Annotated in this window: 24 protein-coding genes; 13 read left to right on the top strand and 11 right to left on the bottom strand. The window is 74.5% G+C overall.

Going from position 1 to position 24,368, the window contains the following annotated elements; translation table 11 throughout:
* Positions 1-130: 130 nt before the first annotated feature.
* Positions 131-814, bottom strand: a complete 684-nt coding sequence (locus BX266_RS33805; RefSeq protein ID WP_099906219.1) for a substrate-binding domain-containing protein — start codon at positions 812-814, stop codon at positions 131-133.
* A gap of 55 nt (positions 815-869) precedes the next feature.
* Here BX266_RS33805 and BX266_RS33800 point away from each other — a divergent pair, with 55 nt between their 5' ends.
* From BX266_RS33800 to BX266_RS33765, 8 genes are all read left to right on the top strand, one after another.
* A complete protein-coding gene (locus BX266_RS33800) occupies positions 870-1,637 on the top strand; it encodes an IclR family transcriptional regulator (protein WP_099906217.1) in 768 nt (255 codons plus the stop codon).
* 167 nt (positions 1,638-1,804) lie between these two features.
* Positions 1,805-3,007, top strand: a complete 1,203-nt coding sequence (locus BX266_RS33795) for a 4-hydroxybenzoate 3-monooxygenase (protein ID WP_099906215.1) — start codon at positions 1,805-1,807, stop codon at positions 3,005-3,007.
* Between the two features lie 34 nt (positions 3,008-3,041).
* Positions 3,042-4,070 carry an amidohydrolase family protein gene (locus BX266_RS33790; RefSeq protein WP_099906213.1) on the top strand — a complete coding sequence of 343 codons (1,029 nt, stop codon included), beginning with the start codon at positions 3,042-3,044 and terminating at the stop codon, positions 4,068-4,070.
* Positions 4,071-4,085: 15 nt separating this feature from the next.
* A complete protein-coding gene (gene ligK / locus BX266_RS33785) occupies positions 4,086-4,772 on the top strand; it encodes a 4-carboxy-4-hydroxy-2-oxoadipate aldolase/oxaloacetate decarboxylase (RefSeq protein WP_099906211.1) in 687 nt (228 codons plus the stop codon).
* Between the two features lie 6 nt (positions 4,773-4,778).
* On the top strand, positions 4,779-5,702 hold the full coding sequence (locus BX266_RS33780) for an amidohydrolase family protein (protein ID WP_099906209.1): 924 nt from the start codon (positions 4,779-4,781) through the stop codon (positions 5,700-5,702).
* A gap of 4 nt (positions 5,703-5,706) precedes the next feature.
* Entirely contained in the window at positions 5,707-7,020 is a 1,314-nt protein-coding gene (gene ligA / locus BX266_RS33775) for a protocatechuate 4,5-dioxygenase subunit alpha (protein WP_099906207.1), read from the top strand.
* Position 7,021: 1 nt separating this feature from the next.
* Positions 7,022-7,999: a Gfo/Idh/MocA family oxidoreductase gene (locus BX266_RS33770; protein ID WP_099906205.1), complete on the top strand. Its 978-nt coding sequence runs from the start codon at positions 7,022-7,024 to the stop codon at positions 7,997-7,999.
* Entirely contained in the window at positions 7,996-8,997 is a 1,002-nt protein-coding gene (locus BX266_RS33765; RefSeq protein ID WP_259464983.1) for an aldo/keto reductase, read from the top strand. The genes BX266_RS33770 and BX266_RS33765 overlap by 4 nt, the downstream gene beginning before the upstream one ends.
* Before the next feature lie 7 nt (positions 8,998-9,004).
* Here BX266_RS33765 and BX266_RS33760 read toward each other — a convergent pair whose 3' ends face one another.
* The 4 genes from BX266_RS33760 to BX266_RS40390 are packed head-to-tail and all read right to left on the bottom strand — an operon-like array spanning position 9,005 to position 13,288.
* Positions 9,005-9,706 (bottom strand): TSUP family transporter, encoded by a 702-nt coding sequence (locus BX266_RS33760; RefSeq protein WP_099906203.1) that lies wholly within the window; start codon positions 9,704-9,706, stop codon positions 9,005-9,007.
* A complete protein-coding gene (locus BX266_RS33755; protein WP_099906201.1) occupies positions 9,703-11,136 on the bottom strand; it encodes an MFS transporter in 1,434 nt (477 codons plus the stop codon). The genes BX266_RS33760 and BX266_RS33755 overlap by 4 nt, the downstream gene beginning before the upstream one ends.
* Positions 11,133-11,972 carry an SDR family oxidoreductase gene (locus BX266_RS40395; protein WP_099906199.1) on the bottom strand — a complete coding sequence of 280 codons (840 nt, stop codon included), beginning with the start codon at positions 11,970-11,972 and terminating at the stop codon, positions 11,133-11,135. The genes BX266_RS33755 and BX266_RS40395 overlap by 4 nt, the downstream gene beginning before the upstream one ends.
* A complete protein-coding gene (locus tag BX266_RS40390; protein WP_099906197.1) occupies positions 11,969-13,288 on the bottom strand; it encodes an NAD(P)/FAD-dependent oxidoreductase in 1,320 nt (439 codons plus the stop codon). The genes BX266_RS40395 and BX266_RS40390 overlap by 4 nt, the downstream gene beginning before the upstream one ends.
* 144 nt (positions 13,289-13,432) lie before the next feature.
* Here BX266_RS40390 and BX266_RS33740 point away from each other — a divergent pair, with 144 nt between their 5' ends.
* Positions 13,433-14,071: a TetR/AcrR family transcriptional regulator gene (locus BX266_RS33740; RefSeq protein WP_099906195.1), complete on the top strand. Its 639-nt coding sequence runs from the start codon at positions 13,433-13,435 to the stop codon at positions 14,069-14,071.
* Between the two features lie 39 nt (positions 14,072-14,110).
* Here the strand turns inward: BX266_RS33740 and BX266_RS33735 are convergent, their stop codons facing one another.
* A complete protein-coding gene (locus BX266_RS33735; protein WP_099906193.1) occupies positions 14,111-14,716 on the bottom strand; it encodes a TIGR03086 family metal-binding protein in 606 nt (201 codons plus the stop codon).
* A gap of 86 nt (positions 14,717-14,802) precedes the next feature.
* Positions 14,803-15,522 (bottom strand): hypothetical protein, encoded by a 720-nt coding sequence (locus BX266_RS33730; RefSeq protein WP_099906191.1) that lies wholly within the window; start codon positions 15,520-15,522, stop codon positions 14,803-14,805.
* Between the two features lie 148 nt (positions 15,523-15,670).
* On the opposite strand from BX266_RS33730, the gene BX266_RS33725 reads away from it, so the two are divergent.
* Positions 15,671-16,450: a class I SAM-dependent methyltransferase gene (locus BX266_RS33725; RefSeq protein ID WP_099906189.1), complete on the top strand. Its 780-nt coding sequence runs from the start codon at positions 15,671-15,673 to the stop codon at positions 16,448-16,450.
* Between the two features lie 70 nt (positions 16,451-16,520).
* Here the strand turns inward: BX266_RS33725 and BX266_RS33720 are convergent, their stop codons facing one another.
* Positions 16,521-16,976 (bottom strand): MaoC family dehydratase, encoded by a 456-nt coding sequence (locus BX266_RS33720; protein ID WP_099906187.1) that lies wholly within the window; start codon positions 16,974-16,976, stop codon positions 16,521-16,523.
* Here BX266_RS33720 and BX266_RS33715 point away from each other — a divergent pair.
* Together BX266_RS33715 and BX266_RS33710 are read left to right on the top strand one after the other, a co-directional pair.
* On the top strand, positions 16,975-17,361 hold the full coding sequence (locus tag BX266_RS33715; RefSeq protein ID WP_099906185.1) for a MarR family winged helix-turn-helix transcriptional regulator: 387 nt from the start codon (positions 16,975-16,977) through the stop codon (positions 17,359-17,361). The two genes, BX266_RS33720 and BX266_RS33715, sit on opposite strands and share 2 nt — an antisense overlap.
* Positions 17,362-17,413: 52 nt before the next feature.
* Complete coding sequence (locus BX266_RS33710) at positions 17,414-18,286, top strand: RNA polymerase sigma-70 factor (RefSeq protein ID WP_099906183.1); 873 nt, start codon at positions 17,414-17,416, stop codon at positions 18,284-18,286.
* Between the two features lie 73 nt (positions 18,287-18,359).
* On the opposite strand, the gene BX266_RS33705 is transcribed toward BX266_RS33710, so the two are convergent.
* The 3 genes from BX266_RS33705 to BX266_RS33695 all read right to left on the bottom strand — a co-directional run bounded on the left by BX266_RS33705 (position 18,360) and on the right by BX266_RS33695 (position 20,860).
* Positions 18,360-18,746, bottom strand: a complete 387-nt coding sequence (locus BX266_RS33705) for a hypothetical protein (RefSeq protein ID WP_099906181.1) — start codon at positions 18,744-18,746, stop codon at positions 18,360-18,362.
* A gap of 161 nt (positions 18,747-18,907) precedes the next feature.
* Positions 18,908-19,219, bottom strand: a complete 312-nt coding sequence (locus tag BX266_RS33700; protein WP_099906179.1) for a hypothetical protein — start codon at positions 19,217-19,219, stop codon at positions 18,908-18,910.
* Between the two features lie 225 nt (positions 19,220-19,444).
* Positions 19,445-20,860 (bottom strand): helix-turn-helix transcriptional regulator, encoded by a 1,416-nt coding sequence (locus BX266_RS33695; protein ID WP_099906177.1) that lies wholly within the window; start codon positions 20,858-20,860, stop codon positions 19,445-19,447.
* A gap of 291 nt (positions 20,861-21,151) precedes the next feature.
* Between BX266_RS33695 and BX266_RS33690 the strand changes: the two genes are divergently transcribed.
* Entirely contained in the window at positions 21,152-24,346 is a 3,195-nt protein-coding gene (locus BX266_RS33690; RefSeq protein WP_099906175.1) for a M28 family peptidase, read from the top strand.
* Positions 24,347-24,368: the final 22 nt, after the last annotated feature.

Raw genomic sequence — 24,368 nt, 5'->3', positions numbered from 1 at the left:
CGGCGGCTGCGCGCGTCAGCGCCGAGGCGGCGCGCGTCTCCCGGAGGAGTCCCTGGGCACCGCGGCTTCCGCCTGCCGGTCCTCGGACGCCGCTGGTCGACAGCACCTGACGGCGCTCCCTGATGGTGCGTCAGGGCCGGTCGGCTCCGACCGGTCGCATGCCGCCCGCCAGCGCCGCGGCGGATGCCTCGGTCGAGACCAGCAGGTCCAGCAGGGTGCGGGCGGCGACGGGGCGGGGAGCCGTGGTGAGGACGGCGGCGGCGAAGGTGGAGGTGATCGCGGCGTCGCCGGGCAGCGGGCCGAGGACGCGCACGCCGGGCAGGGCCGCCAGTTCGCTGCGCTGCTGGACGGCGACCGTGGCCCGCCCGTCGGTGACCAGGGCGCCCGCCGGGGTGCCGGGCGGCGCCTGGACGAGCCGGACGTGCGCGGTCAGGCCGAGGCGGTCGACCAGGGCGCGCAGGGCAGTGCCGCTGGGGCCGGTGGAGTGGGCGACGGCGGTGGCGGAGCGCAGCAGGGCGCGCAGGTCGTCGACGGTGGCGAGGGCGGTGGGCGGGGCGGCGGCGGGGACGGCGGCGACGGTGTCGGAGTCCCACAGCGGCACCGGCGGGGTGACCAGGCCCTCGGCATGGAGCGCCGCGAGGGCGTCGGCGGCGAGCACGGCCAGGTCCGCGACGGCGCCGTCCCGGATGCGGCGGGCGACGTCCACTCCGCCGCCCGCCTCGAACCGGACCCGGAGGCCGGCCTGCCGCAGCAGTGGGGCGAGGCCGGCGAGCGCGGGGCGGACGGCCATCGAGCTGAGTGCGGTCAGGTCCATCAACGGGGTCCTCCGGGAACGGTACTGGTCAGGTGGGGTCTGCGAGACTGGCGGGATGAGCGATTCGCGGGTGTCGGCGGCCGGCAAGGTCCTTCAGGTGCTGGCGGCGTTCGATCGCGAGCACCCGTCGCGGACGCTGTCGGAGATCGCGCAGTGCACGGGTCTGGCGATCAGCACGGCGCACCGGGTGGTGGCGGAGCTGGCGGCGTGGGGTGCGCTGGAGCGGGCCGAGGACGGGTCGTGGCACGTCGGGCTGCGGCTGTGGGAGATCGCCTCGGGGTGTCCGCGGACGCAGATCCTGCGGGACGCGGCGCTGCCGTTCATGCAGGACCTGTACGAGGCGACGCACGAGAACATCCAGTTGGCGGTGCGCGAGGGCGCCGAGTTGGTGTTCGTGGAGCGGATCGCGGGCCACCGCTCGGTGGACCTGCTGACCATGGTGGGCACCCGGTTCCCGGTCGGGTCGACGGGGATGGGCCGGGTGCTGCTGGCGCACGCGCCGCGCGAGCTGCAGGAGGAGGTGCTGGGCGCGCCGCTGCGGGCGTGGACGGCGCACACCGTCACCGATCCGCGGACGCTGCGGGCGCAGCTGGACCTGATCCGCCGCGAGCAGGTGTTCGTGAGCGACCGTCAGCTGTCGGAGAGCACGGTGGCGGTGGCGGCGCCGGTGCGGATCGGGCGCACCGGGCCGGTGAGCGCGGCACTCGGCATCGTGGTCGCGGCGCGCGGCGCGGATCGGGCGCGGGGGCTGCGGGAGCCGTTGCTGCGGGCGGTGCACGGGATCTCCGAGGAGTTGGGGCGGCGGGCCCGGACGGCGCTCTAGGGCCGGTCGGAGTGCGGGCCCCGGGGGCTGCCCAGCAGTCTGGGCGAAGGGGCCGCCCGGCGGCCGGGGGTTTCCGTCAGGCGGAAAGGGTGGCGACGGGGCCCGGGGCCGGGTGCCAGCGTTCGGGGCGTACCCGAATCCCCTTGCCGCCGTGCCCTGGAGTCGCCATGCCCGAATCCGTAGTCGACACCGTCACCGAGGTGCCGGTCGCCGTGGTCGGCGCCGGGCCCGCTGGGCTGATGCTGACTCATCTGCTGGGCCGGGCGGGCGTCGAGGCGGTGGCCGTCGACCTCAGGACCCGGGAGGAGATCGGGACCACGCACCGCGCCGGGATCCTGGAGGCGGACGCGGCCCGGGACCTGGTGGAGACCGGGGTGAGCGACCGGATCCTGCGCGAGGGCCACGAGCACGAGGGCACCGAGCTGCGCTTCGGCGGCCGCCCGCACCGGATCGACTTCCGCGCCCTGGTCGGCGCCTCGGTGTGGCTGTACCCGCAGACCGAGGTGTTCGTCGACCTGGCGAACGCCCGGGCGCGGGACGGCGGGACGGTGCACTTCGGGGTGCGCGACACCGAGGTGCTGGACCCCGGCACGGAGGCTCCCCGGGTCCGTTTCACCGCCCACGACGGGACCAGGCACGAGATCCGGGCCCGCTTCGTGGTCGGCGCGGACGGCTCGCGCAGCATGTGCCGGGGCCTGGTCCCGGAGCGGCAGCGGACCAGGTACGCCGCCGAGTACCCGTTCGCCTGGTTCGGCGTGATGGCCCAGGCCCCGGCCAGCGCACCGGAGTTGGTGTACGCGCACTCGGCGCACGGGTTCGCGCTGATCAGCCGGCGGACCGAGTCGGTGCAGCGGATGTACTTCCAGTGCGACCCGGCGGAGCGGGTGGCGGCCTGGTCGGACGAGCGGATCTGGGAGACCCTGCAGGCCCGGGTCGCGGGCGAGGACGGCTTCCGGCTGACGGAGGGTCCGATCCTGGAGCGCACGGTGCTGCGCTTCCGGTCCTTCGTGCAGGAGCCGATGCGCTGGGGTTCGCTGCTGCTGGCGGGCGACGCGGCGCACACGGTGCCGCCGACCGGGGCGCGCGGGCTGAACCTGGCGCTGCACGACGTGAAGGTGCTGGCGGGCGTGCTGCTGCGGGCCCTGGGCACGGAGGGCGAGGCCGCACTGGCCGACTACCAGCCGCAGGCGCTGCGCCGGATCTGGCGGGCGCAGCACTTCTCGTCCTGGATGACCCGGCTGCTGCACACCGCGCCGGACGCCTCGCCGTTCGACCTGCGCCGCCAACTCGGCGAGCTGGACGGCCTGGTGGGCACCCGCGCGGGCCGGACGTACCTCGCCGAGCAGTACACGGGCTGGCCGACCCGCTGACCCCCCGGGACCGAACGACCCCTCAGGAGCACACATGATCATCGACTGTCACGGCCACTTCACCACCGCCCCGCCGCAGCTCGCCGACTGGCGCGCCCGCCAGGTGGCCGCCGCCGCCTCCGGGGCCGCCGCCCCCGATCCGGCCGATCTCACCGTCTCGGACGGCGATCTGCGGGCGGCGATCGAGACGAACCAGCTGCGTCTGATGGACGAGCGCGGCACCGACCTGACGGTCTTCTCCCCGCGCGCCAGCTTCATGGCCCACCACGTCGGCGACCTCGCGGTGTCGGCCGCCTGGGCGCGGATCTGCAACGACCTGGTGCACCGGGTGAGCGCGCTGTTCCCGGAGCGGTTCGCGATGGGCGCGATGCTGCCGCAGTCGCCCGGCGTCGACCCGGCGACCTGCCTGCCGGAGCTGCGGCGCGCCGTGGAGGAGCTGGGCGCGGTCTCGGTGAACCTCAACCCCGATCCGTCGGGCGGGAGGTGGACGGCCCCGCCGCTGACCGACCGGAGCTGGTACCCGCTGTACGAGGCGCTGGTGGAGTACGACGTCCCGGCGATGGTGCACGTGTCGACCTCCTGCAACCCCGCGTTCCACACCACCGGAGCGCACTACCTGAACGCCGACACCACCGCCTTCATGCAGCTGCTGCAGGGCGACCTGTTCGCGGACTTCCCGACCCTGCGGCTGGTGATCCCGCACGGCGGCGGCGCGGTGCCGTACCACTGGGGGCGCTTCCGCGGGCTGGCGCAGGCGCTGGGCCGGCCGGAGCCGGAGCAGCTGCTCGGCACCAACGTCTTCTTCGACACCTGCGTGTACCACCAGCCGGGCATCGACCTGCTGACCGCGGTGGTTCCGGCCGAGGGCGTGCTGTTCGCCAGCGAGATGATCGGCGCCGTCCGCGGGGTCGACCCGCGCACCGGGCACCACTTCGACGACACCCGCCGGTACGTCGACGCCACCGCGAACCTGACTGCCGAGCAGCGGGCCGCGGTCCACGCCGGCAACGCGCTGCGCGTCCACCCCCGACTGGCCGCCCGCCTCGCCGCGGCCGGCCGCTGAACCCGAGGAGAACCGATGCACACCGAACTCGGTGTCGTCCACACGAAGATCGAGCGGGCCGACGCGGCCGCAGTGGCCGCGCTGTCGGCGTTCGGCACGGCGACGGTGCACGAGGCGATGGGCCGCACCGGCCTGACCCGCCCGTACCTGCGGCCGGTCTACCCGACCGCGCGGCTGTGCGGGCCGGCCGTCACCGTGCTGCTGCAGCCGGGCGACAACTGGATGCTGCACGTGGCGGCCGAGCAGGTCCGCCCGGGCGACGTGGTGGTGGCGGCGTGCACGACGGAGAGCGAGGACGGCTTCTTCGGGGAGCTGCTCGCCACCTCGCTGCGGGCCCGGGGCTGCGCGGGTCTGGTGATCGACGGCGGGGTGCGGGACGTCGCGGACCTCCGGGCGATGGACTTCCCCGTCTTCTCCCGTGCGGTGAACGCCCGCGGCACCGTCAAGGCCACCCTCGGGTCCGTCAACGTCCCGGTGGTGTGCGCCAACGCGCTGGTGCGACCGGGTGACGTGGTGCTGGCGGACGCCGACGGCGTGGTCGTGGTGCCCCGCGAGCGGGCCGCGCAGGTCGCCGAGGCGTCGGCGGCCCGGGAGGCGAACGAGGCGGGCAAGCGGGAGCGGCTGCGCTCCGGCGAACTCGGCCTGGACATGTACCGCATGCGCGGCCCGCTGGCCGAGCTCGGCCTGCGCTACGAGGACTGAACGGCTGTGACTGACACTCAGAAGACCCCCGGCTGGCTGGACTGGCACCCCTCCCCCAGCCGCCCGGCGCTCGACCTCCCGGCCGGCGCGGTGGACGCGCACTGCCACGTGTTCGGCCCGGCCGCCGAGTTCCCGTACGCGCCGGAGCGCAAGTACACGCCGTGCGACGCCTCCGCGGAGCAGCTGTTCGCGCTCCGCGACCGGCTGGGCTTCGCCCGCAACGTGATCGTCCAGGCGACCTGCCACGGCGCGGACAACCGCGCCCTGGTGGACGCCCTGCACCGCTCCGAGGGCCGGGCCCGCGGCGTGGCCACCGTCCGGCCGGGCATCTCGGCGCAGGAGCTGCGGGAGCTGCACGCGGCGGGGGTGCGCGGGGTGCGGTTCAACTTCGTGCGCCGGCTGGTCGACGTGACGCCGCGCGCGGACCTGTGGGACGTGGTGGAGCGGATCGCCCCGCTGGGCTGGCACGTGGTGCTGTACTTCGAGGCGGCGGACCTGCCGGAGCTGCGCGAGTTCTTCCTGTCCGTGCCGGTGCCGCTGGTGATCGACCACCTGGGCCGTCCGGACGTCGGGAAGGACGTGGACGGGCCGGAGTTCGCCGGATTCCTGTCCTTCCTGCGGGCCCGCGAGGACATCTGGTGCAAGGTCAGCTGCCCGGAGCGGCTGTCCCTGACCGGCCCGGCCGCCCTGGACGGCGAGCGCGCCGCCTACCGGGACGTGGTGCCGTTCGCCCGCCGGGTGGTCGAGGAGTTCCCCGACCGGGTGCTGTGGGGCACCGACTGGCCGCACCCCAACCTGAGGGACCACATGCCGGACGACGGCCTGCTGGTCGACTTCCTCCCGCACATCGCCCCGACCCCGGAGCTCCGCCGGCGGCTCCTGGTCGACAACCCCAACCGCCTCTACTGGCCTTCGCCGGAAGGGAGTTGACCGCATGACGATCGACCGCACGTACCGGCTCGTGCCGGGCACCACGATCTTCGACGCCGAGCAGTCCGCCAAGGGGTACCACCTCAACCAGTTCTGCATGTCGCTGATGACGGCCGAGAACCGGGCCGCGTACCTGGCCGACGAGCGCGCCTACCTGGACGCCTGGCCGCTGCGCGAGGCGCAGAAGCAGGCGCTGCTGGACCGCGACCTGAACGCGGCGATGCGCGAGGGCGGGAACATCTACTTCCTCGCCAAGTGGGGTGCCACGCTGGGCTTCTCGTTCCAGCAGATGGCCGGCTCGATGACAGGGATGACCGAGCAGGAGTACCGGGACATGATGGCCGCCGGCGGCCGCTCGGCCTCCGCCGCGGCCAGCCGGATCGACCACGCGGTGCTGGAGGCCGCGTACGCCGACCAGGCGCCGCCCGCCGAGCACGCCGCCGTGTCGGCCGCGGTGTTCACCTCGCACGTCCCGGCGATCGGCGCGGCGATGGACCACGGCAAGACCGACGAGCCGTACTGGCAGCCGGTGTTCGCGGGCTACCAGCACTCCCGGCAGTGGGCGGCGCGCAACGTCCCGGACGTGGTGCTCCTGGTCTACAACGACCACGCCAGCGCCTTCGACCTGTCGCTCGTCCCGACCTTCGTGCTGGGCACCGGCGCCGCCTACCCGACCGCCGACGAGGGCTACGGGCCGCGTCCGGTGCCCGGCATCGAGGGCGACCCTGACCTGGCGGCGCACATCGCGCACTGCCTGATCCGGGAGGACTTCGACCTCACCCTGGCCAACGAGATGCCCGTCGACCACGGCCTGACGGTGCCGCTGTCGCTGATGTTCGGCGAGGTGGAGCGCTGGCCGTGCAAGGTCATCCCGTTCCACGTCAACGTGGTGCAGTACCCGGTGCCGTCGGGGGCGCGCTGCTTCGAACTCGGGCGGGCGCTGCGCCGGGCCATCGAGTCCTACGACCGGCCGCTGAACGTGCAGGTCTGGGGCACCGGCGGGATGAGCCACCAACTGCAGGGCCCGCGCGCCGGGTTGATCAACCGCGCGTGGGACAACGCGTTCCTTGACCGGCTGGTCGCCGACCCGGCGGGCCTGGCCCGGGTGCCGCACCTGGAGTACGTCGAGGAGGCCGGCTCGGAGGGCATCGAGCTGGTGATGTGGCTGATCGCGCGCGGCGCGCTGAGCGACGTCGACGACGGCGGCGCGGTCGAGGTCGAGCACCGCTTCTACCACGTGCCGGCGTCCAACACCGCCGTCGGCCACCTGATCCTGCAGAACCACCCGCGGGCGGCAAACGCCGCAGAGGAGAACTGAGATGACGAAGCAGCAGACCCTGCGGATCGCCCTGGCGGGCGGCGGGGCGTTCGGGGCCAAGCACGCGGCGGCGCTGCGCCGGATCGAGGGCGTGGAGCTGGCCGCCGTGGTCTCCTCCAGCCCGGAGAGCGGGCGCCGGTTCGCCGCGGAGCAGGGCGTCGCCCGGGCCGCCGCGGACCTGGACGAGGTGCTGGCGATGGACGACGTGGACGCGGTGGTCCTGGCCACGCCGACGCCGATGCACGCCGCGCAGACCCTGGCCTGCCTGGCGGCGGGCAAGCACGTGCAGGTGGAGATCCCGGTGGCGGCGTCGCTGCCGGACGCCGAGGCGTGCGTCGCGGCGGCCGAAAGCACCGGCCTGGTGGCGATGGCCGGGCACACCCGCCGCTTCAACCCCAGCCACCAGTGGATCAACCGCCGGGTGCGGGCCGGGGAGTTCGCCCTCCAGCAACTGGACGTGCAGACCTACTTCTTCCGCCGCTCCAACCTGAACGCGCTGGGCCGGCAGCGCAGCTGGACCGACCACCTGCTGTGGCACCACGCCGCGCACACCGTCGACCTGTTCGCCCACCAGACCGGTTCGCCGATCGTGCAGGCCAACGCGGTCCAGGGCCCGGTCCACCCGGAGCTGGGCATCGCGATGGACATGTCGATCCAGTTGAAGGCGGCGAGCGGCGCGATCTGCACCCTCTCGCTGTCCTTCAACAACAACGGCCCGCTCGGCACCTTCTTCCGCTACATCGGCGACACCGGTACCTACCTCGCTCGCTACGATGACCTGGTGACCGGAGAAGACGAACCGATCGACGTCAGCGGCATCGACGTCTCGCTGGACGGCATCGAACTGCAGGACCGCGAGTTCGTCGCGGCGATCCGCGAGGGCCGCGAGCCGAACGCCTCGCTCGCCCAGGTGCTGCCCTGCTACCGCACCCTGGCCGGCCTGGAGCAGCAGCTCGCGGCCGCCCCGGTGATCGCGTGAGCTCGCTGCGGCGGCTCGGGCCGTTCGAGGTTCCCGCCGTCGGCCTCGGCTGCATGAACCTCAGCCACGCCTACGGCGCGGCGCCCTCCGCCGAGGACGCCGCGAAGCTGCTGCTGACCGCGCTGGACGCGGGTGTCACGCTGTTCGACACCGCGGCGCTGTACGGGTTCGGCGCCAACGAGGAACTGGTCGGCAAGGTCCTCGCCCCGCACCGCGAGCGGATCGTGCTGGCCTCCAAGTGCGGCATGACGGGCGTGGACGGACGGCGCGTCATCGACGGCCGCCCGGAGACGATCCGGCGCACCGCGGACGCGGCGCTGGCCCGGCTGCGCACCGACGTGATCGACCTGTACTACCTGCACCGCCTGGACCGGGACGTCCCGGTGGAGGAGAGCGTCGGCGCGCTGGCCGAGCTGGTCACGGCGGGCAAGATCCGCACCATCGGCCTGTCCGAGGTGTCGGCCGCGACGCTGCGCCGGGCCCACGCGGTGCACCCGGTCACGGCGCTGCAGAACGAGTACAGCCTGTGGACCCGCAACCCGGAGCGCGGCACCCTGGCCGCGGCCCGCGAACTCGGCGTCGCACTGGTCGCGTTCAGCCCCGTCGCGCGCGGCTTCCTGACGGACGCCCCGCCGGTCCCGGCGGAGCTCCCGGCGGGCGACATCCGGCTCGGCATGCCGCGCTTCGACGCCGCCCACTACCCGGCGAACCTGGCGCTCCGTCAGCGGCTCGCCGAGCTGGCCGCCGCCGCGGGCCTGACGCTGCCGCAGCTGGCGCTGGCCTGGGTGCTCTCGCGCGGCGAGCACGTCCTCGCCATCCCCGGCACCCGCTCGGTCGCCCACCTGCGGGAGAACATGTCGGTGCTGGACCTGGCGGTGCCCGCCGAGCTGCTGGAGCAGGCCGGGCGGATCCTGTCGGCGGACACCGTGCACGGCTCCCGCTACGCGGCGGCGACCCTGCCGGAGATCGACACCGAGCGCTGCGGCGCGGCCGGCTGACGGCCCGTCACAGCGCGGTGCCGATCAGCGCCACGGCGCCGATGCAGGACACCGCGAGCACGCCGGTGCGGGTGACGGCGGGCGACAGGCGCGGCGAGAGCGCCATGCCGGCCGCCGCGCCGACGGCGAGCGCGGCCACCGTGGGCCAGGGCGGGCGGACGAAGCCCAGGGTGGTCGCGGTGGCCACGTTCTGCACCAGGAAGAACGCGTACAGGGTGGCCCGGGACTCGCGGGGCGCCCAGCCCGCGTTGGCGGCGTAGAGGCCGATCGGCGGGCCGCCGACGCCGCCGACCACGTTGAGTCCGGCACTGGCCAGCCCGCTCACCCACGCTCCGGCGGGGCGGCGAAGGAACGCCGAGCGCAGGCCGCAGGCCAGCAGCGCCACCCCGATCAGCACCCCGCAGCCGGCGGCGGCCGCCAGCACGCGGCTGTCCACCGACCGGGTCAGCCACGCGACCACGGGGATGGCGAGCAGCGCGGGCAGCAGCAGCCGGCCGGCGTCCCGGGCGCGGGCGTGCCGCCAGTCCCGGGACAGCGGCAGCAGCGAGGCCAGCACCGCGAGCAGCAGCACGGCGGGGACGCCGCGGTGCGGGCCCAGCGCGGCGATCAGCGCGGGGGCCGCCACCAGCGAGAAGCCCATCCCGGTGACGGCCTGCGCGAACCCGCCGAAGCCGACGGCCGCGACGGCGAGCGCCTCCGCGCCGGTCATCCGGCCCGCCCGTCCAGGGCGCAGCGCCGCTGGAACCGCAGCGCGGTGGCCATCAGCACGGCGGGCAGGACGGTGAAGCCGAGCAGCAGCGCGGTGAGCGCCGTCCCCGACTGGGCGGCGTGCTCGTCGCCGGTGCTGGAGACGAAGCCGCCGAGGGCGAGCACCGTCGAGTACAGGTAGGGGCCGACGGCGGTGCCGGTGGCCTCGGTCGCCGTCCACACGCCGGTGTACGCGCCCGCTTTGGACCCGCCGTCGGTCTCGGCCGCGGCCACCGCGTCGGGCAGCATCGAGAAGGCGAACAGCTGGAGTCCGGAGAAGGCGACGCCCATCGCCGTCACCACGGCGGCGGTGACGGCGACCCGGGCCGTGCCGTCGAGCGCGGCGGCGGCCAGCAGGGCGAGCGAGCCGGCCGCGAACACCGCCTGGGAGAGCAGCAGTCCGCGCTGCTTGCCGTTACCGGGGCGCCGCGACCAGGCCGTCCAGGCCGGTCCGGCGAAGATCGCGGGCGCCAGGAACAGGCCCATGAACAGCGCCGTCAGCTTCGCGTCGTGGAAGACGTACTCGGTGACGTAGGGCAGGGCGGCCAGGAACAGGTGAGTGGTGGCGCCGGTGAACAGGTAGGACAGCACCAGCGCCCGGTAGTCCCGGTCGCGCAGCGCGACCCGCAGGTCGGCGAGGGTGGAGTGCCCGGCCCGTTCGTCGGGGGCCCGGAAGCCGCACTCGGCGGTGAGCCGGCGGACCCCGAGCAGCGCGACGGCCGCGGACAGCGCCATCGCGACGGCCAGCAGCACTGCCATCCGGGTGTAGTCGCCGCGGGAGCCGCCCGCCGACAGGGCGGGCGCGGCGACGCCCGCGCCGAGCAGACCCACCGTCAGCAGCGCCATCCGGTACATGAAGACCCGGGTCCGCTCGTGGTAGCCGACCCGCAGGTCGGACGGGGTGGTCAGGTACGGGACCTGGAAGGCGGCGAACAGCAGGTTGCCGAGCACGAACCAGCCGCCGGCCCAGAGCGCCGCGGCCGGGCCGGTGAGCGCGGCGGGCACGCTGAACATCGCGGTCATCGCCACGCCCAGCAGCAGTCCGGCCCGCATTATCCGCCGCCGGTCGCCGCGGCGCCGGGCCTGCCGGTCGGAGCGGGAGCCGAGCAGGGGGTGCACGACGATGTCGACGGCCCTGGGCAGCAGCAGCGCGAGTCCGGCGAGCGCGGCGGGCACGTCGAGCACGTCGGTGAGGAAGTACAGCAGCAGCAGGCCGGGCACGGTGACCCACACGCCCATGCCGACCGACCCGGCGGCGTACAGCGTCAGCGCGCCCCGGCCGGGCCGCCGATCGGCCGCCGGCTGCCGGGCCGAGGCCGTCCCCCGCCCGTCGCCGAGGTCCGGTCCGGCGGCCGCTCCGCGCTCGCCGGCGGGCTCCCGTCCGGCCGTCATCTGCCGCTCGCGTTCCGCGCCACCACGCCGGCGGCGAGTTCGGCGCCGTCGAACGCCCCGGCGGCGGCCCGGGCCCGCAGGGTGCGGGCCACGATCCGGTCGGTCAGCGCGGGCAGGTGCCGGGCCAGGAAGAACTCCACGGCGCCCTTGCGGGTGGTGGTGATGTCCCGGCGCGGCCGGACGGCGAACGCGCCCAGCTCGATCGCGTCGAGCACGCCCTCCAGCGGCTCGTACACGCTCATGCCCTCCAGCGAGAGGCCGGCGGCCCTGGTGGAGTCGTGGATCGGGCTGCGCACCGCCGACGGGTACACGCAGCTGACGCCGACGTGGGTGCCGAGTTCCAGCCGCAGCGCGTCCGCGTAGGCCACCATGGCCCGCTTGGACGCCCCGTACGCGGCGGCCAGCGGCAGCTGCATGACGGCCATCCGGGAGGTCACCATGACGACCCGGCCGCGGGCGGCGACCAGCGCGTCCACGCAGGCGGCGGTGACCCGCCAGGTGCCGAGCAGGTTGATCTCCAGCTGGCGGCGGACCTCGCCGCCCGGCGGGTACTCGGCGGGGGCGGGGCCGCCGATGCCCGCGTTGTTGACCAGGACGTCGAGGCCGCCGAGGAGTTCGAGGGCCCGCGCGACGCCCGCGCCGACGCTGTCGTCGTCCGTCACGTCGCACCGGACGACGGTGAACGGCTCGTCGCCGGTCGGGCGCAGATCGAGTCCGACGACGTGCGCGCCGGCCGCGGTGAGGCGGGCGCCGAGGGCGCGGCCGATGGTGCCGGAGGCGCCGGTGATCAGCACCCGGCGACCGGTCGGGTCCTGACGGCGGTTCAGCGGGCTCACTGCGCCGCCTCCTTCTTCTTGGCTCCGGCGCGGCGGGCGCCGGCCTCGAGTTCGCGCGGGACGGCGGCCACGTACTGGTCGAAGTCGATCCGCATCATCGGGCGCTTGCTGCCCCACCGCCGGACGGCGGCGGCGTGCGCGCGGTCGACGGCGGCGCGCTGCCGCTCGGCGTCCGGCAGGGCGTAGCGGCCGGCCAGGTGGGCGGCGACCAGCTTGGCCTGCGCCTCGACGACGGGGAGGGCCGCGCCGGTGGACTGCATCAGCCCGACGAACGCGAGCGTCGGGTCGTCGAGGTGGAACACCCGCTGGTAGAGCGGGAGTTGCTCGGGGTCCGGCCCGGTCCACCGCTCGTCCAGGAACGGGACGGTGACGTGGTAGCCGGTGGCCCAGACGATCACGTCGACCCGGTCCTCGCGACCGTCGGTGAAGTGCACCGTGCGGCCGTCCAGTCGCTCGACGCCGGGGCGGGCCTCGATCGCGCCGTGGGTGAGCCGGTGCAGCACGGTGTCGCTGATGGTCGGGTGGTTCTGGAACAGCCCGCCGGCGGGCTTGGGCAGCCCGTACTGCTCGGGGGTGCCGACGGCCAGCCGCAGCACCGTCTGCGCGACGGCCTGCCGGATCCGCCAGGGCAGCACGGCGAGCGCCCCGCCGGTGGCGTCGGCGGGGCGGCCGAACAGGTACTTGGGCACGATGTGGGTGCCGTGCCGGGCGGAGAGCAGGACGGGCCCGGCGGCGACGTGCGAGGCGTCGACGGCGATGTCCATCGCGGAGTTGCCCATGCCGACCACCAGCACCCGCCGGCCGCGGTACGCCTCGGCGGTGCGGTGGTCGTGGGCGTGCAGCTGCTCGCCGTCGAAGGCGCCCGGGTAGCCGGGGGCGGGCCACTTCGGCTCCCGGTTGTGGCCGTTGGCGACCACCACGGCGTCGTAGGTCTCGGCGCCGGCGGCGGTCGTCACCTCCCAGCCGCCGTCGACCCGGCGCACCCGCTCGACCTCGGTCCTGAACCGGATCCGCTCGCCGACGCCGAAGGTCGCGGCGTAGTCGGCGAGGTATCCGGCGACCCTGGTCGCGGACGGGAAGTCCGGCCACTCCTTCGGCATCGGGAAGTCGGCGAACTCGGTGCGGCCCTTGCTGGTGTTCAGGTGCAGGCTGTCGTACGCGGGGGACGTGCCCGCACCGTCGTCGCCGGCCCAGAGGCCGCCGGGTCGCTCGCCGCGTTCCAGGACGGTGACGTCCAGGCCGTCGTCGAGCAGTGCCTTCGCGGCGGCCAGTCCGGCCGCGCCGGCGCCGACCACCGCCACCCTCGTCGAGCCCATGCCGGGGTGCTCCTCTCGTGGTCCCCCTGGAAAGGCGCTCATTCAATCGAATGATGGAGTCGGGCGCAATCCTTTCTGACCTGCTGCTTCCTCCTCCAGCACCTGATTGAGCCCGGGCTGCCCGGTCCGCTATCCTCCGACTCCATGAGCAGCCAGCCCGAGGACGGCCCCCGCGAACGCATCCTGGCCACCGCCACCCGCCTGTTCGCCGAGCGCGGCTACGACGCGACCAGCACCCGCGCGATCGGCGACGCGGTCGGCCTGAACATCGCCACCGTCGCCTACCACGTCGGCGGCAAGCCCGAGCTGTACCGCGAGGTGATGCGCCGCGCCCACCTGGCACAGCGTCAGGTCGTCACCGAGGCCCTGGCCCGCCTGCACGCCTGCGGGCCCTCCCCCGCCGAGACCCGCGCCGCGCTCCTGGACTTCGTCGACGCCTACCTGTCCTTCTGCCTCAACCACCCCGAGGTGCCCGCGCTCTGGATGCGCCGCTGGCTCGCCGAGGGCGCCGACCAGTCACAGATCGAGACCGAGTTCGCCGGCCCCCTGGTCGCCGAGGTCGCCACCGCCGTCCGCACCGTCCTCGACCGCGCCGGCCTGGGCCCGCACGTCGACGTCGAGATGCTGGTCTTCACCATCGTCTGGACCTCCCACTCCTTCGGCCAGGCCGGCGTCATCGACCCCGCCGGCACCCGCCGCGGCCCCCTCGACCTCCCCGTCCTCACCCGCTTCCGCAACCACCTCCACACCGTCGTCACCGCGGTCCTCACCCACCAGCCCTGACGGGACGCCACCACGGCCACGGAGTCGCCCACTGCGCGGTCAAGCCACCGGCCGCGCCGGCCAGTTCGGGTCGCGGCCGAGGAGCCGGAGCACCCGGTCCAGCGGGGTGGCGTCGGTGGGCACGGCCAGAGCCGGCCGGAAGGCTGCGTTCGGGCGTTCCCGGGCGGGGCCGGTGGGGACCTGTTCGGCGATCGGGAGGACGGCCGCGAGCAGGTCCGGGTCGAAGCGCGGCCGGGCGCCGATCGAGACGGCGACGTCCCAGCCGTGGACGAGGTAGTCCAGGAAGTGGAAGCCGATCGCCCGGGTCGCGGGGAACAGCACGGTGTCGTGGATCTCCGGGAGCCAGAACCCCCGCTCCGTCGCGGCGTTCTCGGCGAACGCGGCGGTGACGTCCGCGGCCGAGGCGGCGAACACCCCGGCCGGGTCCGTCCCGACCGGCCGGTCGTCCCAGACCCCGCGGTCGCGGGTCTCCCCCCGGGCGGCCGCCGCGAACCCGTGGTTCTGTCCGACCATGTGCGCCAGCAACTGCCCGAGGGTCCACGCCCCGCAGGGCGTCGGCAGGTCGAGCACGGTGACGTCGACCCGGTCGACGAAAGACCCGGTGATCCGCAGTACGCGTGCGTCGAGCTCCTGAATGTCCGTCATGCGCCCGATGCTACGCGACTTGTCAGCACGGTCGTGCGAATTGTTTCCTCGGAACGCGCAGCACCCCTGGGCGGCGGCCGTCCGCGTCAGCCGCCGGGACCGGACAGTTCCGGCCAGACCGGCTCGCCCCGGTCCGACCGGACGCTCTGGACCTCGCATCCCATCGCCTCGACCGCGGCCAGCAGCCGTACCCGGGCCACCGCCCGGTGCTCCGGAGGGAACGACGCCCTGATCGCATGTCCGTACGCGGTCTCGTAGGTCAGCCGCCAGTCCAGGTCAGTGGCGGCGAAGCGGTCCTGGCGGACGTCCCTCTCGTAGGGCGAGCGAAAGCTGCCGCGGCCCTCGGTGGGCGCCAGCGCCTCCCGCAAGCGTTCCAGCTCCCGGCAGGACGTGAACCAGGGGCGCTCCCCCGGCTCCGTCCTGCCGAGGGCCCGCGAATCGATCTCACAGCCGCTCCCCCGGTGCGCCAGCACAGCCTGGTGCTCTCCGGGGTCCAGCCCCAGATCAGCAGGGCGCCCGGCGCGGGGTGGATCGGATATGGGGCGCAGGTCGGCTGCGGGAGCGGGAAGGTCGACCGGGCGGTCGGCGTCCTGCCAACCGAGACGGTGTTCGTGGTCGCCGAAGGGGGTGCAGAAGAAGATCTCGCCGCAGAACTCGCCCAGGCCGTACCGGGCCACCAGCTCCCGGTAGTCGGCCGGGAGTTCCGACGCCCATTCGTCCTCGACGACGGACCGGTCCCGGTGCCCGTCCACCGGTTCGGCCGGCGCCGGCACCAGTCGAAGCAGTCCGTCGATCGCGTTCCTCATGGGGTCGCAGGGTAGACCACCGCACTGTCAGCCCTCCCGGTCGGGCCGAGCGTTCCACCCCCAGTGTGGCGGCCGCGCGGCGGCGGGAGGTGGGGGTAGCGTCGGCGGGGTGAGCGATGTTGCTGCCGACCGGCGGTGGTCCCGGTCCATGCCGGAGGCGTACGAGCGGTATCTGGTGCCGGTGCTGTTCCGGCCGTTCGCGGAGGACCTGGCGCGGCGCGCCGCCGTGCTGCGGCCCCGCACGGTGCTGGAACTCGCGGCGGGGACGGGCGCGTTGACCTCGAGGCTGGTGGTGGCGCTGCCGGGCGCCGAGGTGGTGGCGACGGATCTCAACGAGGCGATGGTGGCCTTCGGCGGGGACCGGGTGCCGAGCGCGTCCTGGCGGCAGGCCGACGCGCAGCGCCTGCCGTTCGCGGACGGGGTGTTCGACCTGGTGGTGTGTCAGTTCGGCGCGATGTTCTTCCCCGACAAGCCGGGGGCGTTCGCCGAGGTGCGGCGGGTGCTGGCGCCGGAGGGGCGGTTCCTGTTCAACACCTGGGGGCCGGTCGAGTCGCACGCCTTCGATTTCGCGGTGCAGGCGGCCGCCGAGCGCGCCTTCCCGGCCGACCCGCCGGACTTCCTGCCGTCCCTGCCGCACGGTTACCACGACCCGGAGCAGGTGTCGGCGGACCTCGCGACGGCCGGCCTGGAACTGGAGTGGCACCAGCCGCTGGTCCTGGACGGCACCGCGGAGTCGGCGGCGGCCGTCGCCACGGGTTTCCTCACCGGCACGCCGCTGCGGGCAGCGGTCGAGGCCCGGGGCGGCCGGCCCGACGATCCCGCCCTGCAGGCTTTCTTCGCGGAGGAGATGACGGACCGTCTGGGTTCCGGTCAGGTCACCGCCCCGATGGCCGCCCAGCTGTTCCGCGCCCGGCCGGCGAACGCCTGAGCCCCCGACCGTGAGCGCCTGAGCCCCGGCCGCGCGGAAGCGGCCGGGACCGGTCGCGGGTGACGCGCGGTCAGGCGTAGAAGCGGGAGACGCTCTGCAGCACCGCGGCCGGCTTGGGCGCGCCCTCGATCTCGATGGTGCCGTCGACGGTGATCTGCAGCCCCCCGGGGACTTCGTCGACCTCGGCGAGGCGGGCGACCAGTCGGATCCGGGAGCCGACCCTGACCGGCGAGGGGAAGCGGACCTTGTTCAGCCCGTAGTTGACCTTGGTGCTGACGCCCTCGACCTCCAGCAGTTCGGTGAACAGCGGGATGAACAGGGACAGCGTGAGGTGGCCGTGGGCGATCGGGGCGCCGAACGGGCCGGCGGCGGCGCGCTCGGGGTCGGTGTGGATCCACTGGTGGTCGTCGGTGGCGTCGGCGAAGGTGTCGACGCGCTGCTGGGTGGCGTCGAGCCAGCTGCTGGCGCCGAGGTCGGCGCCGGCGAGGGCCTTGAGGGCGTCGAGTCCGTTGACGGTGCGGGCCATGTTGTACCGGCTCGGCCTGCGTTCGGGCAGCCTGTTCGACGCCGCCCTGGAACAGCACGGCCTGCGCCTGCGCCACCACGCGATCCTGCGCTACCTGGCCACCGTCGACGGTGCCCGCCAGCGCGAACTCGCGGACCGCCTCGGCTACGACCCGAGCGCGATCGTCGCCCTGCTCGACGACCTGCAGCGCCTCGGCCTCGCCGAGCGCCGCGCCGACCCCGCCGACCGCCGCAGCCGCCAGGTGGTGCTCACCGAGGCCGGGCGCGAGCTGCTGCGCACCGCGGACCGGGACAGCCGCCGGGTCACCGAGGAGCTGCTGGAGCCGCTCGACCCCGCCGAGCGGGCCACCCTCAACGAACTGCTGCAGCGCGTCGCCACCCTCTGACGGCCGCTCAGCCGGCTTGCCCGGCGCGCCGGTTCGCTGGCAGCCTGGCTTCGTGATCGAAGCTTCCGCCGACGCCACCGAGGTGTTCGCCGCCCACCGGCGGCTGCTGTTCGGCACCGCGTACCGCCTGCTGGGCAGCGTCGCCGACGCCGAGGACGTGCTGCAGGACGCCTGGATCAAGTGGGCGACGGCGGACCGGACGGACGTCGCCAACCCGCGCGCCTACCTGGTGCGCACCGTCACCAACCTGGCGCTGAACCGCCTGACTTCGGCGCGGGCGGTCCGCGAGAGCTACGTCGGACCGTGGCTGCCCGAGCCGCTGCTCACCGGGCCGGACGTCGCGGAGCAGGCGGAGCGCGCGGACTCGGTGTCGACGGCGCTGCTGGTGGTGCTGGAGAGCCTGGGCCCGGTGGAGCGGGCGGTGTTCGTGCTGCGCGAGGCGTTCGGGTTCAGCCACGCGGAGATCGCCGGCTTCCTGGACCGCAGCGAGGCGACGGTCCGCCAGACCGCGCACCGGGCCCGCGCGCACGTGCGGGAGCGGCGCTCGCGCTTCGACAGTGATCCGGAGCAGCGCCGCGAGGTGACGGACCGTTTCCTGGCGGCCTGCACCGGCGGCGACCTGAACGCGATGCTGGAGCTGCTCGCGCCGGACGTCACCTGCTGGTCGGACGGCGGCGGCAAGGTGACCGCGGCGCGCCGCCCGCTGCACGGCACCGACCACGTCGCCCGCTGGCTGCTGGGCGTGCTGGCCAAGCCCGAGGTGCAGGGCGTCGTCGGGCGGTCGGCGCGGATCAACGGCGAGGAGAACGTCCTGTTCACCCTCGCCGGTCGGCCCGTCGGCGCGCTGACCTACGACCTGGTCGACGGCCGGATCCACCGCCTCCGCCTCCAGGTCAACCCGGACAAGCTCGCCGGCCTGCGCTGACGGGCCGTCGGATCGCTCCGCGGCCCGGGCGCCGAGATCGAGCACTCGGGGCCCGGGCGCGTGGTCGGGGCGGTCAGGGCCGGTCGCGGGGGCGCTCCCACTCCTCCGGCTCGTCGGGGCCGTACTCGGCCTCGGCCTGCTCGCGGAGCTTGACGGCGCGCTTCTCGGACGCGGCCCGCTCCTCGGGGGACATGTTCTCGGCGGCCTCGCGCATCTCGCCGAGCCGGTTGCCGATCGCGGACAGGTAGCGGTCCGACTCGACGATGTCGCGCATGCCGATCCGGCCGGTGAGCACGTCCCGGGCCATCTGCTGCAGCTCGGGGCCGACCGAGTCGGTCTTCGCCAAGGTCCGCAGGGCGCGGTGCAGTTCCGCGGCCTGGTGCGGGTTGTCGGCGACGTCGAGCAGTTCCTCGTCGGAGATCTCCGGACCGTCCAGGTCGCCGTTGTCTGCTGCGGCCATGGCCACTCCCTCGGGTTTCGGTGCCGGTCGGTGCGCCGGTCTGCGCGGGCGGTCTGCCCGGCCCGCGCCCGGTCGGTGTTGACCATCGGATCATAAGGCCGTTGCCGAACGGTCGTCATACCGCCCGCGCATCGGCCGGAGCGGGGCCGCCGGGCGCGGCGCTACCACTCCGCGGACTGCTCGGCGGCGTCGGCGGCCCCGCTCTCCACGACGGCCGGCTGCCGCTCCAGGCGGTGGCCGAGCTCCATCAGGTAGCGGGCCGCCCCGGCGACGTCCGGCACCCCGATCAGGCCGCCCAGCACGTCCTGGGCCAGCTGCCGCAGCGCCGGGTCGGCGGCCTCGCTGGCCGCCAGGACGCGCAGCGCGCGGTGCAGTTCGACGGCCTGCCAGCGGTCCTCGGTGACCCCGGTCAGGTCGTCCGCGGTGATCTCCGGGCTGCCCCTGCCCCTGTCCCGGTCCTGCGCTGCGGCCACGGCCGTCCCCCTCCTCGCTCGCCCACGGCGCCTCGCACCCGCGCCCTCCCCTGCGGCCCCGGCCGGGCCGGTGGTCCGTCGGTCCGTCAGCTCGCCCGTACCCGAACGGAGTTGACCGATCGAGCATATCCCTTTCCCATGAAAAGGTAATGTCCTGCCCAAGAACTGGTCGAGGCATGCCGCTTCTCTTCACATCCGGGGCCACCGGACGGGACGGGCGGCGGGTCAGATCGCGGCGCCCAGCCGGGCCGCGGCCTCGGCGCTCGGCGCTCCCCAGCGTGCCGCGCCGGCCGCCAACCGGTCGCGGACGCCGCGCAGTTCGTGCCGGACCAGGGCGGGCAGCGGCGGCGCGTCCTCGGCGTCGAGCAGCGGCGCGAGGGCGGCGAGGGCGGCCTGCGGCTCGTCGGCGCACAGGTGGCAGTCGGCCACCCGGACGCCCAGCATGGCGCGGGCGGCGGGGAGTTGGCCCGCGCCGAGCAGGTCCAGGGCGGATCGGGCGGCGATCAGCGCGCGGCGGGCCAGCCGGGGGTCGGCGGTCGCGGCGGCCAGGTCGCGAAGAGCGGCGGCGGAGCCGGACTCCACCCGCAGCCGGAGGGCGCCGGGCGCCAGCCAGGGGACCCGGGGGTCGGTGCTGTCGGGGCCGTCCAGGTGCCGGTGGGCCCGGCCGATGTGGCGGACGGTCGCGCGAACCTCGCCGGCCAGCGCGCTCGCGCGGGCCTCGCCGAGCCGGGACAGCGCCTCGGCCCAGGGGCGGCCGGGGGCGGCCCGCCCGATCTCCCGGGCGTAGTCGCCGGAGCAGGCGGGATCGTCGTCGAGCAGGCCGAGCACCGCCATGTCGCTGAGCGCGGCGACCTGGGTGGCGGGGTCGCCGGCCAGGACGGCCCAGCCGAGGGCACGGTCGAAGCAGGCCATCGCGGTGGCGGGTCGGCCGCCGTGCAGGCGCAGGCTGCCGGAGGCGTGCCCGTACTCGGCGGCGAGCCGGGCCAGCACCCGGCGCTGCCGGGCGGGGGCGCCGGCCAGCCGGGCGACCACGGCGCGCAGCGTGCCCTCGATCACCGCGCCGGGGCCGGGTTCGCCCATCGCCCGCTGCGGGCCGGGAAGTTGGGCGGCTCGGAGCTGGGCGGCGAGCACTGCGGCGAGGGCGTGCACGGTGTCGGTGTCCAGGGCGGCAGCGGGGTCGGCGCAGAACGCGGCGTGCAGGGCCGACGCGGCGTCGGGGGGCGGGAGTTGGCAGCCGGCCGCGCCGTGCAGCGGGCACTGCAGGTCGTGGTCGGGCAGCCGGCCGGGCGCGCCGTGGGCGGGGGCGGCGCAGGGCGCAACGGGGTGCGGACCGGGGGGCAGCGGCGGGCGCAGCAGGTGGGCCGGCAGTGCCGGGCGGTGGCCCTCCGCGCTCTCGGCCCGGCCGTAGCTGCGGCTCAACTCTCCTCCTGCGGAGAGGAGTTCGTCGAGACGGCGGACCAGTCGGGGGGTGGCGCGGCGGGCGCCGTGTTCGAGCCGGCTGACCGCGGTGTGGTCGTAGCCGACGGCGGCGCCGAGTTGGGCCTGGGTCCAGCCGGCGTGGCGGCGCCAGTGGCGCAGCAGCGCGCCGAACTCCTGCCAGCTGCCGTCCGGCGGTCCGGCCGGGTCGGTCGTGCCCAGCATGCGCCGACACCTCCCCGAAGGCTCCGGTCATCCACCTGTACCGCGAAGGTACCGAACCGAACCGCGCCCCGTACATGGTGTGGTCTGTACCTCTTCTTTGCCAAAGCCCTTGTTCAGCCCTACCGCACCGGCTCCGCAACCCTTGCTGACGCTCCGCCAACTCCGCTCTGGGTCACCGACTTTGACGGAACTTGCCACTCGGGTCCCGGGCCTGTCAGGTCCGTTGACCGGGCCATGGCGGCGGTGTGAGGGTTCCGGGCACCCCCACACCCGAGGAGCTGAGGAGCTCTGATGAAACGCAGACTGCTGACCGCCGGCACCACCCTGGCCGTGCTGGGAGGCATGCTCGGTGGATTCGCCGGCCAGTCGTCGGCCGCCACCTCCGGGCCGTCCCCGCTCGCACCCACCCCGCTGGCCGCTGCCGTCTCGGCGGCCGACCTGGCCGCCTCGGCCGGGCTGGACGCGCTGGCCAAGGGGCCGGACGAGAGCTACGAGCGCAGGTCCGTCACGCCCTTCCTGAACGGCCTCTACTCCGTCTCCTACGAACGCAGCTACCGGGGCCTGCCGGTGGTCGGCGGCGACGCCGTGGTGCTCGCCGACGGGCAGGGCAAGGTCCGCGGCGTGCAGAACGCCGCCTCCGGGCCGGTCGGCGTGCCGACCAAGGCCAAGGTGGGCGCGGCGGCCGCGGAGCGCGCCGCACGCGCGAAACTGGCGCGGGTCGACTCGGCCGAGGCTCCCCGCCAGGTGGTCCGGGTCAAGGACGGCACCTCCCGGCTGGCCTGGGAGTCCGTGCTGACCGGTTCGACCGGCAGCGCGCCCAGCCACCTGCACGTGTTCGTCGACGCGGTCACCGGCGAGGTCGCCGACAGCTACGACGACGTCCGGGCCGGCACCATCAACAGCAAGTACAACGGCCCCGCGGGGCTGACCATCTCCACCACCGGGTCGGGCAGTTCGTACTCGCTGCGGGACCCGCAGCGTCCCGGCCTGAGCTGCGCGGACTACTCGACCGGGCAGGTGTTCTCGAAGTCCTCCGACTCCTGGGGCAACGGCAGTGCCACCTCCAAGGAGACGGGCTGCGCCGACGTGATGTTCGCGGCGCAGAAGGAGTGGGACATGCTCCGCGACTGGCTGGGCCGCAACGGCCACAACGGCAACGGCGGCAGCTGGCCGGTCAAGGTCGGCCTGAGCGACGTCAACGCGTACTGGGACGGCTCCTCGGTCTCGATCGGCCACAACAACGCCAACGAGTGGATCTCCTCGATCGACGTGGTCGGCCACGAGTTCGGTCACGGCCTGGACCAGTACACCCCGGGCGGCGCCAACAACGAGGCGGGCCTCGGCGAGGGCACCGGTGACATCATGGGCGCGCTGACCGAGGCGTACGCCAACGAGCCTGCGCCGTACGACAGCCCGGACTACACCGTCGGCGAGATGATCAACCTGGTCGGGCAGGGCCCGATCCGGGTGATGTACAACCCCTCGCAGATATCCGGCAACCCGAACTGCTACTCCGCCTCGATCCCGAACACCGAGGAGCACGCCGCCGCCGGCCCGCTGAACCACTGGTTCTACCTGCTGGCGGAGGGCTCCAGCCCGGGCGGCGGCAAGCCGTCCAGCCCGACCTGCAACTCCTCCGCCGTCACGGGCGTCGGCGTCCGGGACGCGGGCCGGGTGTTCTACGGCGGCATGCTGCTGAAGACCAGCGGCATGACGTACAAGAAGTACCGGACCGCGACCCTGACCGCCGCCAAGAACCTCGACTCCGGCTGCACCCTGTTCAACCGCACCAAGGCCGCCTGGGACGCCGTCAGCGTGCCCGCCCAGGCCGGCGACCCGAGCTGCACCTCCTCCCCGAGCAACGACTACTCGCTGGCGCTGAGCCCGTCCTCCGGCACCGTGCAGGCGGGCAGCTCGACCAGCGCGACCGTCTCCACGGCCGTCACCTCGGGCTCCGCCGCGAGCGTCGCACTGTCCGTCGGCGGCGCGCCGACCGGCACCACCGCCACCGTCTCGCCGTCCACCGTCACCAGCGGCGGCTCGGCGACGCTCAGCGTGAACGTCGGCGCGAGCACCCCGGCGGGCGTCTACACGCTGACCGTCACGGGCTCCGGCCCGGCCACCCACACCGCGCAGTACCAGCTGACGGTGAACGGCGGCGGCAACAACGGCGGCACCGCCCCGGACATCAACGTGGCCAACGTGCAGACCCACCTCGGCCAGCTGTACAGCATCGCGCAGCAGAACGGCGGCAACCGCCGCGCCGGCACCGCGGGCTACACCCAGTCGCTGGCGTACCTGAAGGGCAAGCTGCAGGCGGCGGGCTACACCGTCACCGAGCAGACCTGCACCTCCTGCACCTACACCGCCAACAACCTGATCGCCGACTGGCCGGGCGGCCCGGCCGACCAGGTCACCATGCTCGGCGCGCACCTGGACTCGGTCTCGGCCGGCCCGGGCATCAACGACAACGGCTCCGGCTCGGCCGTCCTGCTGGAGAACGCGCTCGTCCTGGCGCAGCAGAACCCGACCATGAGCAAGCACGTCCGGTTCGCCTGGTGGGCCGGCGAGGAGCAGGGCCTGCAGGGCTCCACCTACTACGTGGGCCAGCTCTCCTCGACCCAGCGCAGCGCCATCAAGGGCTACTACAACTTCGACATGGTCGGCTCCCCCAACGCGGGCTACTTCATCAACAACGTCAACTCCGCGACGGCCGCGCCGCTGAAGGCGTACTGGGACTCGCTCAACCTCCAGCCGGAGGAGAACGTCGAGGGCCAGGGCCGGTCCGACGACTACTCCTTCCAGCAGGCCGGCATCCCGACCTCCGGCTACGCGGCGGGCGCCAGCGACACCAAGAGCTCCTCGCAGGCCGCCAAGTGGGGCGGTACGGCGGGCGCCTCCTACGACTCCTGCTACCACTCCTCGTGCGACACCACGTCCAACGTCAACGCGACGGTGCTGAACCGCAGCGCCGACGGCGTGGCCTCGGCCATCTGGAAGACCTCGGTGTCCGGCACCACGACGCCCACCAATGACTTCAGCGTCTCGGTGAACCCGTCCACCGGCACCGTCCAGGCCGGCTCCTCGGCCACCGCCACCGTCTCCACCGCCACCACCTCCGGCAGCGCCCAGTCCGTCGCGTTCACCGCGAGCGGCGCGCCCTCCGGCGCCACCGTCTCCTTCAGCCCGTCCAGCACCACCAGCGGCGGCAGCACCACCCTGACGGTCGCCACCTCCGGCTCCACCCCCGCCGGCACCTACAGCATCACGGTGACCGGCACCGGCTCCTCCGCCACCCACACCACCAGCTACACCCTGGTCGTGAACGGCGGGGGCGGCGGCACCACCACCTGGGCCGCCGGCGTCGCCTACAAGGTCGGCGACGTGGTGACCTACAACGGCGTCAGCTACCGCTGCCTGCAGGCCCACACCTCGCAGAGCACCTGGACGCCGGACGTCGTCCCCGCGCTCTGGCAGCAGCTCTAGCCGACGGACGCACCATCAGGGG

Origin of the sequence: Streptomyces sp. TLI_171 (assembly GCF_003610255.1) — a bacterium.
Lineage (GTDB): Bacteria > Actinomycetota > Actinomycetes > Streptomycetales > Streptomycetaceae > Kitasatospora.
Note: the sequence above shows the minus strand (reverse complement) of the source record. Positions and strands in the feature narration are given on the sequence as shown.